General features: G+C 73.5%; 13 protein-coding genes. 10 read left to right on the forward strand and 3 right to left on the reverse strand.

Translation table 11 applies throughout. The features are described from left to right. Nucleotides 1-92 precede the first annotated feature (92 nt). From ACFZB3_RS11315 to sucD, 7 genes are all read left to right on the forward strand, one after another. On the forward strand, nucleotides 93-1211 hold the full coding sequence (locus tag ACFZB3_RS11315) for an AAA family ATPase (protein ID WP_391373112.1): 1119 nt from the start codon (nucleotides 93-95) through the stop codon (nucleotides 1209-1211). After that, nucleotides 1208-3664, forward strand: coding sequence for a DUF5682 family protein (locus ACFZB3_RS11320; RefSeq protein ID WP_391373114.1), 2457 nt, complete (start codon nucleotides 1208-1210; stop codon nucleotides 3662-3664). Before ACFZB3_RS11315 ends, ACFZB3_RS11320 begins: the two co-directional genes overlap by 4 nt. Beyond that, nucleotides 3661-4869: a VWA domain-containing protein gene (locus ACFZB3_RS11325; RefSeq protein ID WP_391373116.1), complete on the forward strand. Its 1209-nt coding sequence runs from the start codon at nucleotides 3661-3663 to the stop codon at nucleotides 4867-4869. Before ACFZB3_RS11320 ends, ACFZB3_RS11325 begins: the two co-directional genes overlap by 4 nt. A gap of 204 nt (nucleotides 4870-5073) precedes the next feature. Further along, entirely contained in the window at nucleotides 5074-5976 is a 903-nt protein-coding gene (locus ACFZB3_RS11330; protein ID WP_391373119.1) for a hypothetical protein, read from the forward strand. 234 nt (nucleotides 5977-6210) lie between these two features. Then, complete coding sequence (locus ACFZB3_RS11335) at nucleotides 6211-6555, forward strand: hypothetical protein (RefSeq protein WP_391373122.1); 345 nt, start codon at nucleotides 6211-6213, stop codon at nucleotides 6553-6555. Between the two features lie 476 nt (nucleotides 6556-7031). After that, nucleotides 7032-8213, forward strand: coding sequence for an ADP-forming succinate--CoA ligase subunit beta (gene sucC / locus ACFZB3_RS11340; protein WP_391373125.1), 1182 nt, complete (start codon nucleotides 7032-7034; stop codon nucleotides 8211-8213). A 27-nt stretch (nucleotides 8214-8240) separates the two neighbouring features. Beyond that, the gene (gene sucD / locus ACFZB3_RS11345) at nucleotides 8241-9125 is read left to right on the forward strand and encodes a succinate--CoA ligase subunit alpha (protein ID WP_391373128.1); all 885 of its coding nucleotides are present in this window, start codon (nucleotides 8241-8243) and stop codon (nucleotides 9123-9125) included. Nucleotides 9126-9354: 229 nt separating this feature from the next. Here the strand turns inward: sucD and ACFZB3_RS11350 are convergent, their stop codons facing one another. After that, a complete protein-coding gene (locus tag ACFZB3_RS11350; RefSeq protein WP_391373131.1) occupies nucleotides 9355-10197 on the reverse strand; it encodes a sigma factor-like helix-turn-helix DNA-binding protein in 843 nt (280 codons plus the stop codon). A 96-nt stretch (nucleotides 10198-10293) separates the two neighbouring features. Between ACFZB3_RS11350 and ACFZB3_RS11355 the strand changes: the two genes are divergently transcribed. Beyond that, nucleotides 10294-12186 (forward strand): DUF6350 family protein, encoded by a 1893-nt coding sequence (locus tag ACFZB3_RS11355; RefSeq protein WP_391373134.1) that lies wholly within the window; start codon nucleotides 10294-10296, stop codon nucleotides 12184-12186. 31 nt (nucleotides 12187-12217) lie between these two features. Here the strand turns inward: ACFZB3_RS11355 and ACFZB3_RS11360 are convergent, their stop codons facing one another. Continuing rightward, entirely contained in the window at nucleotides 12218-12958 is a 741-nt protein-coding gene (locus tag ACFZB3_RS11360; protein ID WP_391373137.1) for a hypothetical protein, read from the reverse strand. Between the two features lie 341 nt (nucleotides 12959-13299). Here ACFZB3_RS11360 and purN point away from each other — a divergent pair, with 341 nt between their 5' ends. Beyond that, nucleotides 13300-13929: a phosphoribosylglycinamide formyltransferase gene (purN, locus tag ACFZB3_RS11365; RefSeq protein WP_391373139.1), complete on the forward strand. Its 630-nt coding sequence runs from the start codon at nucleotides 13300-13302 to the stop codon at nucleotides 13927-13929. Then, nucleotides 13926-15509 (forward strand): bifunctional phosphoribosylaminoimidazolecarboxamide formyltransferase/IMP cyclohydrolase, encoded by a 1584-nt coding sequence (gene purH, locus ACFZB3_RS11370; protein WP_391373142.1) that lies wholly within the window; start codon nucleotides 13926-13928, stop codon nucleotides 15507-15509. The genes purN and purH overlap by 4 nt, the downstream gene beginning before the upstream one ends. A 129-nt stretch (nucleotides 15510-15638) precedes the next feature. Here the strand turns inward: purH and ACFZB3_RS11375 are convergent, their stop codons facing one another. Next, a complete protein-coding gene (locus ACFZB3_RS11375; protein ID WP_391373145.1) occupies nucleotides 15639-16229 on the reverse strand; it encodes an RDD family protein in 591 nt (196 codons plus the stop codon). Between the last annotated feature and the right edge of the window lie 93 nt (nucleotides 16230-16322).

The raw sequence follows: 16322 nt of genomic DNA on the forward strand, positions 1-16322 counted from the left end.
GAGCGCGTCTGTGCAGGTCAGAGCGATTGTCAGTGGCGTGGTGCACGGTGGACACCAGATCCGAACCGGCCGAGCTGGAGGGGGCCTCAGCCATGACTGTGTCCGTGGAACCGACCGACCCGACGACCGTCGAGAGCGCGCTGCGACCGCACGCCGAGCACGCCTTCGCCGCCGAACTCGCGGCACTGGCCGCACAGGACGACCGGCCGCGCCCGGCCCGCTGGAAGCTGTCGCCGTGGGCGGTGGCCACCTACCTGCTGGGCGGCACGCTGCCGGACGGCACGGTGATCACACCGAAGTACATCGGCCCGCGCCGCATCGTCGAGGTCGCCGTCACCACCCTGGCCACCGACCGCGCCCTGCTCCTGCTCGGCGTGCCCGGCACCGCCAAGACCTGGGTCTCCGAGCACCTGGCCGCCGCCGTCAGCGGCGACTCGACCCTGCTGGTGCAGGGCACGGCCGGGACCCCGGAGGAGGCGATCCGCTACGGCTGGAACTACGCGCAGCTGCTCGCCCACGGCCCGAGCCGCGACGCCCTCGTGCCGAGCCCCGTCATGCGGGCCATGGCGGAGGGCATGACGGCCAGGGTCGAGGAGCTCACCCGGATCCCCGCCGACGTGCAGGACACGCTGATCACGATCCTGTCCGAGAAGACCCTGCCCATCCCCGAGCTGGGCCAGGAGGTGCAGGCGGTCCGCGGCTTCAACCTGATCGCCACGGCCAACGACCGCGACCGGGGTGTCAACGAGCTGTCCAGCGCCCTGCGCCGCCGCTTCAACACCGTGGTGCTGCCGCTGCCGGAGAGCCCGGAGGCCGAGGTCGACATCGTCGCGCGCCGCGTCGACCAGCTCGGCCGCTCCCTCGACCTGCCGGCCGTGCCCGACGGCATCGAGGAGATCCGCCGGGTCGTCACCGTCTTCCGCGAGCTGCGCGACGGTGTGACCACCGACGGCCGCACCAAGATCAAGTCGCCGAGCGGCACGCTCTCCACGGCCGAGGCGATCTCCGTCGTCACGGGCGGCCTCGCCCTGGCGGCCCACTTCGGGGACGGCGTGCTGCGGGCCGGAGACGTCGCCGCCGGCATCCTCGGGGCCGTCGTCCGCGACCCCGCCGCCGACCGGGTCGTCTGGCAGGAGTACCTGGAGACGGTCGTCCGCGAGCGGGACGGCTGGAAGGACTTCTACCGCGCCTGCCGCGAGGTGAGCGCGTGAGCGAGGACACGGCGTGGCGGCGGTCGCCCGGCCCCGGGCCGCTGCTGCTGGGGGTACGGCACCACGGTCCCGGCTCCGCCCGGGCGGTACGCGCCGCGCTGGACGCCGCCCGGCCGCGGGTCGTGCTGATCGAGGGGCCGCCGGAGGCCGACGCGCTGATCCCGCTGGCCGCCGACCCGGAGATGCGGCCGCCGGTCGCGCTCCTCGGGCACGCCGTGGACGAGCCCGGCCGCTCCGCGTTCTGGCCGCTGGCCGACTTCAGCCCCGAGTGGGTGGCCGTCCGCTGGGCCCTGGAGCACGAGGTCCCGGCCCGCTTCATCGACCTGCCGGCCACGCACACGCTGGCCTGGGAGAGCGAGGAGGGGACCGCGACCGCGACCGCGGCTCCCGACCCCGACCTCGACCCCAACCCCGACGGTGACGGTGACGGTGACGGGGCGGATGCCGGCACCGGAGACGCCGACGGGTCCGGCGCCGGGCGGCAGATCCGCGTCGACCCCCTCGCCGCCCTCGCCGAGGCCGCCGGTTACGACGATCCCGAGCGCTGGTGGGAGGACGTCGTCGAGCACCGGGGCGGGGCCGGGGAGCGGGACGTGTTCGCGCCGTTCGCCGCGGTGGCGGAGGCGATGGCGGCGCTGCGGGAGACGTACGGGGCTGGTGGCCGCGACCGGGATCCGGTGCGGGAGGCCCACATGCGGCTCCGGCTGCGCGCCGCGCAGCGGGAGTTCGGGGAGCGGGTCGCGGTGGTGTGCGGGGCGTGGCACGTGCCGGCGCTGCGCGCGAGGACCACCGTCGCCGCCGACCGGGAACTGCTGAAGGGGCTGCCCAAGGTCAGGACGGACATGACCTGGGTGCCGTGGACGAACCGCCGGCTGGCCCGGGCGAGCGGCTACGGCGCGGGCATCGACTCGCCCGGCTGGTACGGGCATCTGTTCCGCGCCCCGGACCGGCCGGTGGAGCGGTGGCTCACCAAGGTGGCCGGACTGCTCCGCGAGGAGGACCGGATCGTCTCCTCCGCCCATGTCATCGAGGCGGTACGGCTGGCCGAGACGCTGGCCGTGATGCGCGGCCGCCCGCTGCCCGGCCTCGGCGAGACGACCGACGCGGTGCGGGCGGTGCTCTGCGAGGGCTCGGACGTCCCGCTGGCGCTGGTGCACGACCGGCTGGTGGTCGGCGACGTGCTGGGGGAGGTGCCGGAGGCGGCGCCCGCGGTGCCGTTGCAGCGGGACCTGGCCCGGGAGCAGCGCCGGCTCAGGCTGAAGCCGGAGGCGCTGGAGCGGGAGCTGGAACTCGACCTGCGCAAGGACACCGACTCCGGGCGCAGTCGGCTGCTGCACCGGCTGCGACTGCTCGGCGTCGGGTGGGGGGAGCCGGCGCAGTCGCGGGGGAGCACCGGAACGTTCCGGGAGACGTGGCGGCTGCGCTGGGAGCCGGAGCTGTCGGTGCGGGTGGCCGAGGCCGGCGTGTGGGGGACGACCGTCGAAGGTGCGGCGACGGCCCGGGCCGAGGCCGACGCGGTGCACGCGGGCGCCCTCGCCGACGTCACCGGCCTCGCCGAGCACTGCCTGCTCGCCGGGCTGCCGGACGCCCTGCCGGTGGTGATGCGGGCGCTCGCCGACCGGGCCGCGCTGGACACGGACGTCGGCCATCTCGCCCAGGCGCTGCCGGCCCTGGTCCGCTCCCTGCGCTACGGCGACGTCCGGGGCACCGACACCCAGGCGCTCGCCGAGGTCGCCGCGGGCCTCGCCGAGCGGGTCTTCGTCGGGCTCCCGCCGGCCTGCACCGCCCTCGACGCGGACGCCGCCGACGAGATGCGCGGCCATGTGGACGCGGTGCACACGGCGGTGGGGCTGCTCGGGGAGACGGCGGCGCAGGCCGGTTCCGGCCACCCGGACCTGCGCCTTCGCTGGCGGGCCGTGCTGCGCACGCTCTCCGGGCGGGACACCGTGCCCGGGGTGCTGCGCGGGCGGGCCGTGCGGATCCTGCTGGACGAGGGTGAGCTGGGGCCACCGGAGGCGGCGCTCCTGATGGGGCTCGCGCTCTCGCCGGGAACCCCGCCGGCGGACGCGGCCGCCTGGATCGAGGGGTTCGTCGGCGGGAGCGGCGGGGGCGGGATGCTGCTGGTCCACGACGAGCGGCTGCTCGGCCTGGTCGACGCCTGGCTGACCGGGGTGCCGGCGGAGGCGTTCACGGACGTGCTGCCGCTGCTGCGCCGGACGTTCTCGGCGTACGAGCCGGGGGTGCGCCGGACGATCGGCGAACTGGTGCGCCGTGGCCCGGGGGAGCGGCTCCGGGGCGGAGCGGGACAGGCCGAGGGGACGCCGGGATTCGGCGCCGAGCCGGACACCGGGCGTGCCGACGCCGTACTGCCGGTGCTGCGCCTGCTGCTCGGCCTCGGCACCGGGGAAGACGCCGAGGAATCGGACAACGACCTTGTGGGGGCGGGGAGATGACCACGGACGTGACGGACGCGGACACCGGCACCGGCACTGGCGGCGGCACCGGCACCGGTGATCCCGCGCGGGAGCGGCTGCGGCGGTGGCGGCTGGTGCTCGGGGGCGAGGCCGCCGACGGGACCGGTTGCGCGCTGTCGGGGCGGGACGCGGCGATGGACGGGACGCTGGCCGCGCTGTACGGGAAGGGGGACAGACCGCAGTCGGGGCGGGAGCGTTCGGCCGGGCTGGGGGCGTCGGCGCCGTCGGTGGCGCGCTGGCTCGGGGACATCCGGACGTACTTCCCGTCCTCCGTCGTCCAGGTCATGCAGCGCGACGCCATCGACCGGCTCGGGCTGGCCTCGCTGCTGCTCGAACCGGAGATGCTGGAGGCGGTCGAGGCCGACGTGCACCTGGTCGGCACCCTGCTCTCGCTCAACAAGGCGATGCCGGAGACGACGAAGGAGACGGCCCGGGCGGTCGTGCGCAAGGTCGTCGAGGACCTGGAGAAGCGGCTGGCCACCCGCACCCGGGCCACCCTCACCGGCGCCCTGGACCGCAGCGCCCGCGTCAGCCGGCCGCGCCACCACGACATCGACTGGAACCGCACCATCGCGGCCAACCTCAAGCACTACCTGCCGGAGTACCGGACGATCGTGCCGGAGCGGCTGGTCGGGTACGGGCGGGCGTCGCAGTCGGTGAAGAAGGAGGTGGTGCTCTGCATCGACCAGTCCGGGTCGATGGCGGCCTCGGTGGTGTACGCCTCGGTGTTCGGGGCCGTGCTGGCGTCCATGCGGTCGATCGACACCCGGCTCGTCGTCTTCGACACCGCGGTGGTCGACCTCACCGACCAGCTGGACGACCCGGTGGACGTCCTGTTCGGCACCCAGCTCGGCGGCGGGACGGACATCAACCGGGCACTGGCGTACTGCCAGTCGCAGATCACCCGGCCGGCGGAGACCGTCGTCGTCCTCATCAGCGACCTCTACGAGGGCGGGATACGCAACGAGATGCTGAAGCGGGTCGCGGCGATGAAGGCGTCGGGGGTCCAGTTCGTGGCGCTGCTCGCGCTGTCGGACGAGGGCGCGCCGGCCTACGACCGGGAGCACGCGGCCGCGCTCGCGGCGCTGGGGGCACCGGCGTTCGCGTGCACGCCGGACCTCTTCCCCGAGGTGATGGCGGCGGCGATCGAGAAGCGGCCGATCCCGGTGCCGGACACCGTGTGACGCCCCGCCCGAAGGGTGACTTGTCGACTCGGCGGGGTCCGGCACCGGCCGTCAAAACGGACATGACTACCCATCGGTAACGGGGGGCTTGCGCAACCTCGGGAGTCCCGTGCAAGGATCGAAGTCTCCACCGGTCTTTCACCGGCCTTCACGCCGTTGGGCCCCTTCTGCCCTGTTCCGCCGCACGGATGGATCCTCCCCGTCTTGACCTCGCCAGCAGTTCTGCCCGGTGCCGTCGTACGCGTGGTGCGTACGGCGCTCGGACGGCGCGCGCTGCAACTGGCGCTGCTGGTCGGCGGAGTGCTCGCGCTCGGCTTCCTCTGCGGGCAGCAGGCACAGGCGGCCGAAGGGACGGCGCCGGCCTCCTCGCCGACGTCGGCGGTGACCCCGAAGCTCCCGCTGCGGGACGTGGTGACGCCCCGTCGGGCGCTGGAAGCGCGGAAGGCGGTCACCGGGGCGGTGCCGTTGGTGTCCGCTGCGACGGTGACGACGGCGACGACCGTGGCACCGGTGGTGGACGGCGTCCACGAAGTCGTCCGGTCGGTGACGGACAAGGTGACCACTCCCGTCACCACGGCCCTGACCGAGACGCTCGTCGAGACGGTACGGCAGGTGACGGAGCTGCCCGTCGTGCAGGTGCCGCAGCTCCCCGTCGTCTCCGAGCCGCCCGCCGAGCCGGCCCCGGCCCCGGCACCGGTGACACCGGCGCCCGGTGCCACGCACCCGCGGACGCCGGTCGCCCACGGCGCCGGGCACGACAAGCCCCGTACGGAATCGGCAGCAGAAACGGCACCGGGCGCCGACGCGTCGTACGGGCCGCGGATCACCGCCGTACCCTTCCCGTCGGCCGGGGCGACGCACGCCGGCGGCCACCACGTCCGTACCGCCCGGGCCGCCGACGGTCCCGCCCGCCCCGCGCCCGCCGGGGACCCGGACGGCGCGCTGGGCAAGTCGGCGGCGGACGGCGGCCCCTCCCGGCACGGTGACGCACACGCCGTGACCTTCGCCGACCGGGCGCCGCTCAGCCTCGCGCCCGGTGCCGCCGCGCGTGCCGACGCGGCCGGGACCCGGGACAGGTACCGGGACATCCCCCTCTTCCCCGGCTAGGACCGGCGACCACCTTCCCCGCCTCAGACCTGTCGCGCGGGGGCGGAACAGGTCTGCCCGCCCGCCCGGACCCTTGCGGATCCCCCTTCCGGACTCCGTGAGCACGCCTCGGTTCCCCTGCCGAGCGCTCCGGGCGGCGATGTCCCCAGCCGCGCTTCCGGTCGCACCGGAAGCTCTCCCGGCTCCGTACCGCGTGCGGAACGCACGCCGGAGCCCCGAAGGACTGACGCACGTATGAACGAGTACATCGGCCGTTCCATGGTCACAGCCGCCGGCGGGAGCTGGGCATGGGCGTTCGGCCGCCCCGCGGCGGCCGGCGCCGAAGAGCCGCCCGCCGTGTCGAGCCGGGCGGACCGGATCCGCGGCGCCCAGGCCATCCAGGGCGCCCGTGCGGCCCGCGCCGCGACCGCCACGGCCAGGGCGCAGGCCACCGCCCGGGCCCACGCCCAGGCCCTCCAGAGCCGCGCGGAGGCCATGCTCACGGACACCGCCCCCGGCCACGTCCCCTTCCCTTCGCCTTTCCCTTCGCCCTTCGCCCCGCCCCTCTCCTCCGCCTTTCCTCTCGGCGGTACCCCCTGACCCCGGAGGCCGGCCGCGGGGCGTAGGCCCGCGGCCGGCCGGCTCTCCACGACTCCGTGGGCGGTCCGGTACGGGCGGCCGAACGCCGTCGGTCCGTCCGGCAGGAATCCCACGGTCGGGGCGGCGCTCCCCCCTGGGGCGGGGTGCGGCCGCCCGCCCCGAGGACCGGAAGTCCTCGGGGCCTGAGGCCTCACCGGGCCAACCCCAGCCCGGTGAGGCCTCGCACTTCGCACGTGGGACGGCACGCCGTGCCACCGAAACCCGGGATACCCGGCATCATGTGACAGGTATCACCGCTCAGGTGTGACTCCCGATTTAGAGACCCCCAGCGAGCGGCGATAATCTGCGAGACGGACATGCCGCGCGCTCGGACACCGTGTGCGCCCCCCTTGTGACACACGCGGACGTCACGTTGCCCATCGCGGCACGCCCACGCATCCAACGAACCGCGAGATCACTGATAGGGACGGAAGCGCGTGGACCTGTTCGAGTACCAGGCGAGGGACCTCTTCGCCAAGCACGATGTACCGGTGCTGGCCGGTGAAGTCATCGACACGCCTGAGGCGGCGCGCGCGATCACCGAGCGGCTGGGCGGCAAGTCCGTCGTCAAGGCGCAGGTGAAGGTCGGTGGCCGCGGCAAGGCCGGTGGCGTCAAGCTGGCCGCCTCCGCGGACGAGGCCGTCGCCCGGGCGACGGACATTCTCGGCATGGACATCAAGGGCCACACGGTCCACAAGGTGATGATCGCCGAGACGGCCCCGGAGATCCTTGAGGAGTACTACGTCTCCTTCCTCCTCGACCGTGCCAACCGCACCTTCCTCTCCATCGCCTCCGTCGAGGGCGGCATGGAGATCGAGGAGGTGGCGGCCACCCGTCCGGACGCCGTCGCCCAGACCCCGATCAATCCGATCGACGGTGTGGACCTGGCCAAGGCCAAGGAGATCGTCGCCGCCGCGAAGTTCCCGGCCGAGGTCGCCGACAAGGTCGCCGACGTCCTGGTCACGCTGTGGGACACCTTCATCAAGGAGGACGCCCTCCTCGTCGAGGTGAACCCGCTCGCGAAGGTCGCCTCCGGTGACGTCATCGCCCTCGACGGCAAGGTGTCGCTGGACGACAACGCCGAGTTCCGCCACGCGGACTGGGCGGAGCTGCACGACAAGGCCGCGGCCAACCCGCTGGAGGCCGCCGCCAAGGAGAAGAACCTCAACTACGTCAAGCTCGACGGTGAGGTCGGCATCATCGGCAACGGCGCGGGTCTCGTCATGAGCACCCTGGACGTCGTCGCGTACGCCGGTGAGAACCACGGTGGCGTCAAGCCCGCCAACTTCCTGGACATCGGCGGTGGCGCCTCCGCGCAGGTCATGGCCAACGGCCTGGAGATCATCCTGGGCGACCCCGACGTCAAGTCGGTCTTCGTCAACGTCTTCGGCGGCATCACCGCCTGCGACGAGGTCGCCAACGGCATCGTGCAGGCCCTGAAGCTCCTGGAGGACCGCGGCGAGGACGTCTCCAAGCCGCTCGTCGTCCGCCTCGACGGCAACAACGCCGAGCTGGGCCGCAAGATCCTCACCGACGCCAACCACCCGCTGGTGCAGCGCGTCGACACCATGGACGGTGCGGCCGACAAGGCCGCCGAGCTGGCAAACGCCGCCAAGTAAGCACTCAGGACGAGGACACAACACACCATGGCTATCTGGCTCAACAAGGACAGCAAGGTCATCGTCCAGGGCATGACCGGCGCCACGGGCATGAAGCACACCAAGCTCATGCTCGGCGACGGCACCAACGTCGTGGGCGGCGTGAACCCGCGCAAGGCGGGGCAGACCGTCGACTTCGACGGCACCGAAGTACCGGTATTCGGTACGGTCGCCGAGGCCATCGAGAAGACCGGCGCCAACGTCTCCGTCATCTTCGTGCCGGAGAAGTTCACCAAGGACGCGGTCGTCGAGGCCATCGACGCCGAGATCCCGCTGGCCGTCGTGATCACCGAGGGCATCGCCGTGCACGACTCGGCGGCGTTCTGGGCGCACGCCGGCAAGAAGGGCAACAAGACCCGGATCATCGGCCCGAACTGCCCCGGCATCATCACCGTCGGCCAGTCCAACGTCGGCATCATCCCGGGCGACATCACCAAGCCGGGCCGCATCGGCCTGGTGTCGAAGTCCGGCACGCTGACGTACCAGATGATGTACGAGCTGCGTGACATCGGCTTCTCGACCGCCGTCGGCATCGGTGGCGACCCGATCATCGGCACCACGCACATCGACGCGCTCGCCGCGTTCGAGGCCGACCCCGACACCGACCTGATCGTCATGATCGGTGAGATCGGCGGCGACGCCGAGGAGCGGGCCGCGGACTTCATCGCGAAGAACGTGACCAAGCCGGTCGTCGGCTACGTCGCGGGCTTCACCGCGCCGGAGGGCAAGACCATGGGTCACGCCGGCGCCATCGTCTCCGGTTCGTCGGGCACCGCCCAGGCGAAGAAGGAGGCCCTGGAGGCCGCGGGCGTCAAGGTCGGCAAGACCCCGACCGAGACGGCGAAGCTGGCGCGCGAGATCCTCGCAGGCTGAGCAACGTCATAGAGGTACGTCGGTAGGCCCGTTCCCCGGGGGTGGGGGCGGGCCTACCGGCGTTTCGCTTGCCCGCGCTTGCAGGGTGCCTCCCCCAGCCTTCGGCCGGGGGGACCCCCAGCGCCCACCCGTGCCGCCCCAGCGGCACGACTGCCCGCAGCTATGTTCTTCAGGGGCGCGGGAAACCGCGCGACCAGCCCCCACCGGCCCACACCCGCACCCGAACCCACTACCTCGCCAGCGGCACCACTCTCTCCGGTCCGTTCTCGGCCGCCCGCAGCAGTTTCGCCTGCAGCGCCCGCTCCCCGGCGGACAACGGCCCCAGCCCCACCTCCGCCGGCACCCCGCTGATCGCCTGCGCCGGACCGATCGGCGCCTCGTAGTGCGTCGGCGCCGACCGCAGCGTGAGGGTCGTCGCCGCGATGATCGTCGCCGTGAAGGCGAGCGCGGACCGGGTCCAGAATCGGGTCCGCTGTTCGGCGTACGTCCGCACGGCGGGCGGCTGGGCCGCCCGCAGCCGCTCCGTCGAGGCCAGTTCGGCCAGCCGGCGGTGCAGCGCGGCGGGGTCGGCGAGTTCCGGCACCTGGCCGGCGACCAGCCGCCGTGCCCGGGTCAGCCGGCCGGCCGCGGCCGGCGTGCTCGCCTCCGTCTCCGCCGCGGTCTCCGGCAGGTCGAGGCCGACGCCGTCGTACAGCAACAGGGTGCGCCGGTACGTCGGCGGCAGCTTCAGCAGCGCCTCCAGGAGCGCGCGGTCGGCCGCGTCGGCCGGCGGCGGCTCGGGATGGCGGTAGCGCAGCCGGAAGCGGTGCCAGGGAGAGAGCGCACACTCGTGCGCCACCGCCCGCACCCAGCCGGCCGGGTCCCGGTCGCGGGCCACCTGCGGCCAGTTCTGCCAGGCCAGTTGGAAGGCCCGCTCGACGGCCTCCTGCGCCAGCTCCCGGCGGCCGGTGAGCAGGTAGGCCTGCCGTACCAGGGCCGGGGCGCAGAACGCGTAGAGCGCGTCGAAGGCCTGAGCGGGCGTCAGAGCGGGGGACGGTCCGGCCTCGTCGGTACGGGCAGGGCTCTGCGTCATCGGGCGCACCTCCCTTCGAAAAAGCACATAAACATATATTGAGCGACACTTCGGCTGTTCACGGGTTACGACGGGAAAGCGCGTGTCGTTGGGAGCATGGCGGTCGTGATTCGGATGACCGCCCGCCGACCGTCCTTGCCGTCCCGCCGACCGTCGTCGCCGCCGCTGCTCAGCCGGGTGCGCGACCGTTCCCCGGGGCTGGGCGCGAGCCTGGCGGCCGGAGCGCTCGCGGCCGGACTCGGACTCGGTTCCTTCGCCGTACTGGCGATCGCCCTGTGGGTCAGTTCGCCCTACCCCGACAGCGGTCCGGGCGGCGCGCTGCACGTCGCGGCGGCCATGTGGCTGCTCGCCCACGGCGTCGAACTGGTCCGGACCGACACGCTCTCCGGAGTGCCGGCCCCGGTCGGGGTGACGCCGTTGCTGCTGCTCGTACTGCCCGCGCTGCTGCTGTACCGGGCGGCGCGGTACGCGGTGGACGCACCGGACGGCGACGACCCCGACGCGCCGCCACCGGTCCGCGCCCGTACCGCCTGGGCCGGGGTCGTCGCCGGCTACCTCGGCATCGGCGGCTGCGCCGCCCTGTACGCCTCCGGCGGCGACCTGCGCCCCCAGTGGGCGTGGGCGGCGGTGAGCCCGCCCCTGCTCGCGGCGTGCGCGGCGGGCGCGGGGGTGTGGGCGGCGTACGGCCGCCCGCGTGAACCGCTGCTGAGCCTGGTGCCGGTACTGCCGGGTGCGGTACGGCGACGGCTGCTCGGGCGCGACACACGGGTGCGGTGGGGTACGGCCCTGCGCGCGTCCCTGGCCGGGACGGCCGTGTTCCTCGGGGGCGGGACGCTGCTGCTCGCGGTGTCGCTGGTGGGGCACGGCGACGCGACGCGGGCGTCGTTCCTCCAGCTGACGGAGGGCTGGACGGGCCGGTGTGCGGTCCTGTTGCTCTGCGTCTCGCTGATCCCGAACGCGGCGGTGTGGTCGGCGTCGTACGCCGTGGGCCCCGGTTTCGCGCTCGGCGCCGGGCACCTCGTGAACCCGCTGGCCTCGGATCCGGCCCCGCTGCTCCCGCCCTTCCCGCTGCTGGCGGCCGTGCCCCAGCACGGTCCCGGAACCCCGGTGCACTGGGCGGCCGGGGCGGTGCCGGTGGCGGCCGGGTTGACGGTGGCGTGGTTCGTGGCGGCGCGGGCGGTCACCCGGCGCTGGTCGGCGGAGCGCACGGCCGGGGTGGTGGCACTGGCGGCGCTGCTGGGCGCACTGCTGCTCGCGGCGCTGGCCGAGCTGGCGGGCGGCCCGCTGGGCGTCGGCGCACTCACCTGTTTCGGCCCGGTCTGGTGGCAGACCGGCGCGGCGACCGGCGGCTGGCTCCTCGCGGTGGCCCTGCCGGGAGCCCTGGTGCTGCGGGCGTGGCGGAGAGAGGGCGCCGCCTCACTCGCCGCATGGCTGGGGTTCGCCGGACGCAAGCCGCGGGACGGGCAGACCGCGGCGAAGGAGACCCCGGCGAAGGAGACCCCGCAGACGGCGAAGGAGACGGCGAAGGAGAAGGTGCAGACGAAGGCGCAGGGCGGCCGCACCTCGTCGGCCTCGAGACCCGCTGCCGCCTCGACTCCGCCCCCCGCCTCGACTCAGGCCCCGGCCCCGGCCCGGGTCTTCGTGGCCGGACTGCTGCCCGACCAGGTCGACGGCGACGGCGACACCTCCGAGCGGTACGAGGCGCTGCCGGCCGAGCCGCACGAAGCGCTGCCCGTCGACCGCCTGCCGCACGAAGCGCTGTCCGTCGACCGCCTGCCGCACGAAGCGCTGTCCGCCGACCGCCTGCCGCAGGAGCCGCTGTCCGTCGACCGCGTGCCGCACGAGCCGCTGTCCGCCGACCGCCTGCCGCAGGAGCCGCTGCCCGTCGATCCGCCGCCCGGTCCCTGGGAGGACGAGGCGGCGCGCAAGGCCCGCTGGACGGCGTTGCGGAAGCTGTCCGAGCCGGGCGGGGACGCCGACGGCCCCTGACCTTCCGTGGCGTCTGCCCCGTCCCGTCCCGTCAGCTGTTGCCGCTGCCCAGCACGCCCCGTAGCTCCTTCGGCAGCAGATGGTCGCAGGACTGCTTGGCCTCGTTGGTGAGGGCGTCCGTGACACAGGTGTAGTAGTCGCGGTAGACCATCTGGGCCGTGAAGTTGGCCGCCACCAGGGCCAGCGCCAGGGACGCCGTGACCAGGCCGCTGATCGCCGCCGTCGTCTGGGGGCGGCCGGTGGCGGCCTCGTCCGGGTCGCGGGGCTTGGCACGGAGCGCGCTGATGCCCCAGTACACGGCCAGGGCGCCGAGCAGCAGCGCCACGTAGGGCCAGCTGAAGAGCGCGAAGAGGAAGGCCCACATGCCGCACAGCAGGGCGTAGCGCGCCCGCCGCTGGGCCGGGTCGGTCGGGTCCCAGCGCATGCCGGGGCCGCCGGGACCGCCGGGGCCGTTCTGGCCGCCGCCCGGGCCGCCGTCGGGACGCTCGCCGAAGCCGCCGGACTGCCGGCCGGGCTGGCGGTCGCTCCACTGACTGCCCCACGGCGCTTCCCGGTCGTCGTCACCGGACGGGCGGCGCGGCCGCCACGGGCTGTCGGGCGTGCCCTCCGGCGGCGGGGCGAAGGGGTTGTCGTCCTGCTGGTCGCCCTTCGGCCGGTCCGAGGGCGCGTCCGGCGTCGAGGCCGGCCGCTCCCGCAGCAGCACGGCGAAACGCGTCCCTCCCTGCACCGACTGCGGGGGGAGCATGCGAAGTCCCAGGCTGCGGTCCGGCATCAAGTGAGCGTCTTCCCCTAGATCAAGATGAACAGAACAGAGCTGATGGATCGGCTGGATACGGCGGACGGCTGTGGGTGATCGGCACAGCAGCCGAAACGACCGCCTACCCCGTGAACGCGTCGTATCCCGGACGCGTTCCCGCCTCGGTACCTCCCAGACGCTACCTTCCGGCCACGCCCCCGTCCCGTGGGGGCCGCCCGGTGTGCCGGTATCGTTGCTGACGGTCGGCCGCTTCGTAGACTTCCCCGTATCCCGGGGCGCGAAGCACTCGTACGAATGTACAAAGCGGGTACGAGTCCGGCCGCCGTACCGACGCTCCCCCGAGAAAGGGCCCCACCGTGGCCGCCAAGCCCGTGGCCAAGCGCCTCGTCGTGCTGGTCTCCGGATCCGGCACCAACCTCCAGGCGCTCCTCGACGCGATCGCCGAGAACGGCATCGAGGCCTACGGCGCCGAGGTCGTCGCCGTCGGTGCCGACCGGGCCGGCATCGAGGGGCTCGCGCGTGCCGAGCGGGCCGGGATCCCGACGTTCGTGACCAGGGTGAAGGACTTCGCGACCCGGGAGGAGTGGGACCGGGCGCTGGCCGACGCCGTGGCCGTCCACGAACCCGACCTGGTCGTCTCCGCCGGGTTCATGAAGATTGTCGGGAAGGAGTTCCTGGCGCGGTTCGGGGGGCGGACCGTCAACACGCACCCCGCCCTGCTGCCCAGTTTCCCCGGGGCCCACGGCGTACGGGACGCGCTCGCGTACGGCGCCAGGGTCACCGGCTGCACCGTCCACTTCGTCGACGACGGCGTCGACACCGGGCCGATCATCGCTCAGGGCGTGGTGGAGGTCCGGGACGAGGACGACGAGAGCGCTCTGCACGAGCGCATCAAGGACGTCGAGCGAAGGCTGCTCGTCGAGGTCGTGGGGCGGATCGCCCGCAACGGCTATCGCATTGAGGGACGAAAGGTAGTTATCCAGTGACCGCCGAGAGCACTGTCACGGCCGAGAGCGGCAAGCGGGCCATCCGTCGCGCGCTCGTCAGCGTCTACGACAAGACCGGGCTCGAAGAGCTCGCCCGCGGACTGCACGAGGCCGGTGTCGCACTCGTCTCCACCGGCTCGACCGCCGCCCGCATCGCCGCCGCCGGCGTCCCCGTCACCAAGGTCGAGGAGCTGACCGGCTTCCCGGAGTGCCTGGACGGCCGGGTCAAGACCCTGCACCCCAGGGTGCACGCCGGCATCCTCGCCGACCTGCGTCTCGAGGACCACCGCCGCCAGCTCGAAGAGCTCGGCATCGAGCCGTTCGACCTCGTGGTCAGCAACCTCTACCCGTTCCGCGAGACCGTCGCCTCCGGCGCCACCCCCGACGAGTGCGTGGAGCAGATCGACATCGGCGGCCCGTCCATGGTCCGCGCCGCCGCCAAGAACCACCCCTCGGTCGCGATCGTCACCAGCCCCGCCCGCTACGCCGACGTCCTCAAGGCCGTCGCCGAGGGCGGCTTCGACCTCGCCACCCGCAAGCGGCTCGCCGCCGAGGCGTTCCAGCACACGGCGTCCTACGACGTGGCGGTGGCGTCCTGGTTCGCCTCGGAGTACGCCCCGGTCGACGACTCGCAGTTCCCCGACTTCCTCGGGGCCACCTGGGAGCGCGAGAGCACCCTGCGCTACGGCGAGAACCCGCACCAGCCCGCCGCCCTCTACGTCGACGCCGTCGGCGGCGGCCTCGCCGAGGCCGAGCAGCTGCACGGCAAGGAGATGTCGTACAACAACTACACGGACACGGACGCCGCCCGCCGTGCCGCGTACGACCACGACGAGCCGTGCGTCGCGATCATCAAGCACGCCAACCCCTGTGGCATCGCCGTCGGTTCGGACGTCGCCGAGGCGCACCGCAAGGCGCACGCCTGCGACCCGCTGTCCGCGTTCGGCGGGGTCATCGCCGTCAACCGGCCGGTGAGCAAGGAGATGGCCGAGCAGGTCGCCGAGATCTTCACCGAGGTCATCGTCGCGCCCGACTACGAGGAGGGGGCTCTCGAAGCCCTCGCCAGGAAGAAGAACATCCGGGTGCTGAAGGCGCCGGGCGCCCCCGCCAACCCCGTCGAGGTCAAGGCGATCGACGGCGGTGTGCTCCTCCAGGTCACCGACCGCCTCCAGGCCGACGGCGACGACCCGGCGAACTGGACCCTCGCGACCGGCGAGGCGCTCAGCCCGGCGGAACTGGCGGAGCTCGCCTTCGCCTGGAAGGCCTGCCGGGCCGTGAAGTCCAACGCCATCCTGCTCGCCAAGGACGGCGCCTCGGTCGGCGTCGGCATGGGCCAGGTCAACCGCGTCGACTCGGCGAAGCTCGCCGTCGAGCGGGCGGGGGAGGAGCGGGCGCGCGGCTCCTACGCCGCCTCCGACGCGTTCTTCCCGTTCCCCGACGGCCTGGAGATCCTCACCGCGGCCGGCGTCAAGGCCGTGGTGCAGCCGGGCGGTTCGGTCCGTGACGAACTCGTCGTGGAGGCCGCGAAGAAGGCGGGCGTGACGATGTACTTCACCGGGACGCGGCACTTCTTCCACTGAGCCGCTTCGGCGCCGCCGCGGAGCCGCGACCGAACCGTCGCCGAACGGTCGCGGCCAGCGGTAAGCGGTGCAAACACCAGGGCCGTGCCCCCCTCGCGGGGACACGGCCCTTGGGGTACCGGCGAACGCTCAGTTGGTGCGGATCACGATCGTGCCGCAGACCTTGTCGGCGAACGTCTGGCGCTTGGCGTCCCACGCCGGCCACAGCCAGCCCAGGTAGCAGGCGAGGCTGTCCAGGAAGTGCGCTATTCGGCGCACGAAGGCCATGCCGACACCGATCGGCTGACCGGTGGCCTCCTTGACCAGGCGGATGCCCAGCGCCCTCTTGCCGATGGTCTGGCCGGTGCGGCCCTCCATGATCAGCTGCCAGATCGCGAGGCCGAGAAGGGCCAGGCCGCCGATGATCCCGAGCACCGCGGCCTTGCTGCTGAAGAGCACCAGGATGTACGGCACCAGGAAGACCAGGCCGTCGACGATCGTGCCGCCGAAGCGCTGGCCCCAGTTCGCGTAGGGCGGCGTCGCGCCGTAACCCTGCTGCGGGTAGCCGTAACCGCCCTGCTGCGGGTAACCCGGCTGCTGGGGGTAGCCGTAGCCCTGCTGCGGCGGCACGCCCTGCGGCGCCTGCGGGTAGCCGGGCTGCTGCGGGTAGCCGTAGCCGGGCTGACCCTGCTGCGGGTCCTGCGGCTGACCGTAGGGGTTGTTGGGCGCGCCGAAACTCATGACGGGTTTCCTCCGTTTGACCTGCGGGGACGACGCGGACAAGGACGGAGGTACGTCATGATCTGAGCGGTTTGCCCCCCACCGGACCGCGAT

It is taken from the genome of Streptomyces sp. NPDC008092 (assembly GCF_042957285.1).
GTDB lineage: Bacteria > Actinomycetota > Actinomycetes > Streptomycetales > Streptomycetaceae > Streptomyces.

What these genes read in the sequence shown, in the direction of transcription:
- ACFZB3_RS11360 (WP_391373137.1), bottom strand. Translation starts at nt 12,958, where the DNA reads ATGCCGGACCGCAGCCTGGGACTTCGCATGCTCCCCCCGCAGTCGGTG.
- sucD (WP_391373128.1), top strand. Translation starts at nt 8,241, where the DNA reads ATGGCTATCTGGCTCAACAAGGACAGCAAGGTCATCGTCCAGGGCATG.
- ACFZB3_RS11375 (WP_391373145.1), bottom strand. Translation starts at nt 16,229, where the DNA reads ATGAGTTTCGGCGCGCCCAACAACCCCTACGGTCAGCCGCAGGACCCG.
- ACFZB3_RS11335 (WP_391373122.1), top strand. Translation starts at nt 6,211, where the DNA reads ATGAACGAGTACATCGGCCGTTCCATGGTCACAGCCGCCGGCGGGAGC.
- ACFZB3_RS11355 (WP_391373134.1), top strand. Translation starts at nt 10,294, where the DNA reads ATGGCGGTCGTGATTCGGATGACCGCCCGCCGACCGTCCTTGCCGTCC.
- ACFZB3_RS11315 (WP_391373112.1), top strand. Translation starts at nt 93, where the DNA reads ATGACTGTGTCCGTGGAACCGACCGACCCGACGACCGTCGAGAGCGCG.
- ACFZB3_RS11350 (WP_391373131.1), bottom strand. Translation starts at nt 10,197, where the DNA reads ATGACGCAGAGCCCTGCCCGTACCGACGAGGCCGGACCGTCCCCCGCT.
- ACFZB3_RS11325 (WP_391373116.1), top strand. Translation starts at nt 3,661, where the DNA reads ATGACCACGGACGTGACGGACGCGGACACCGGCACCGGCACTGGCGGC.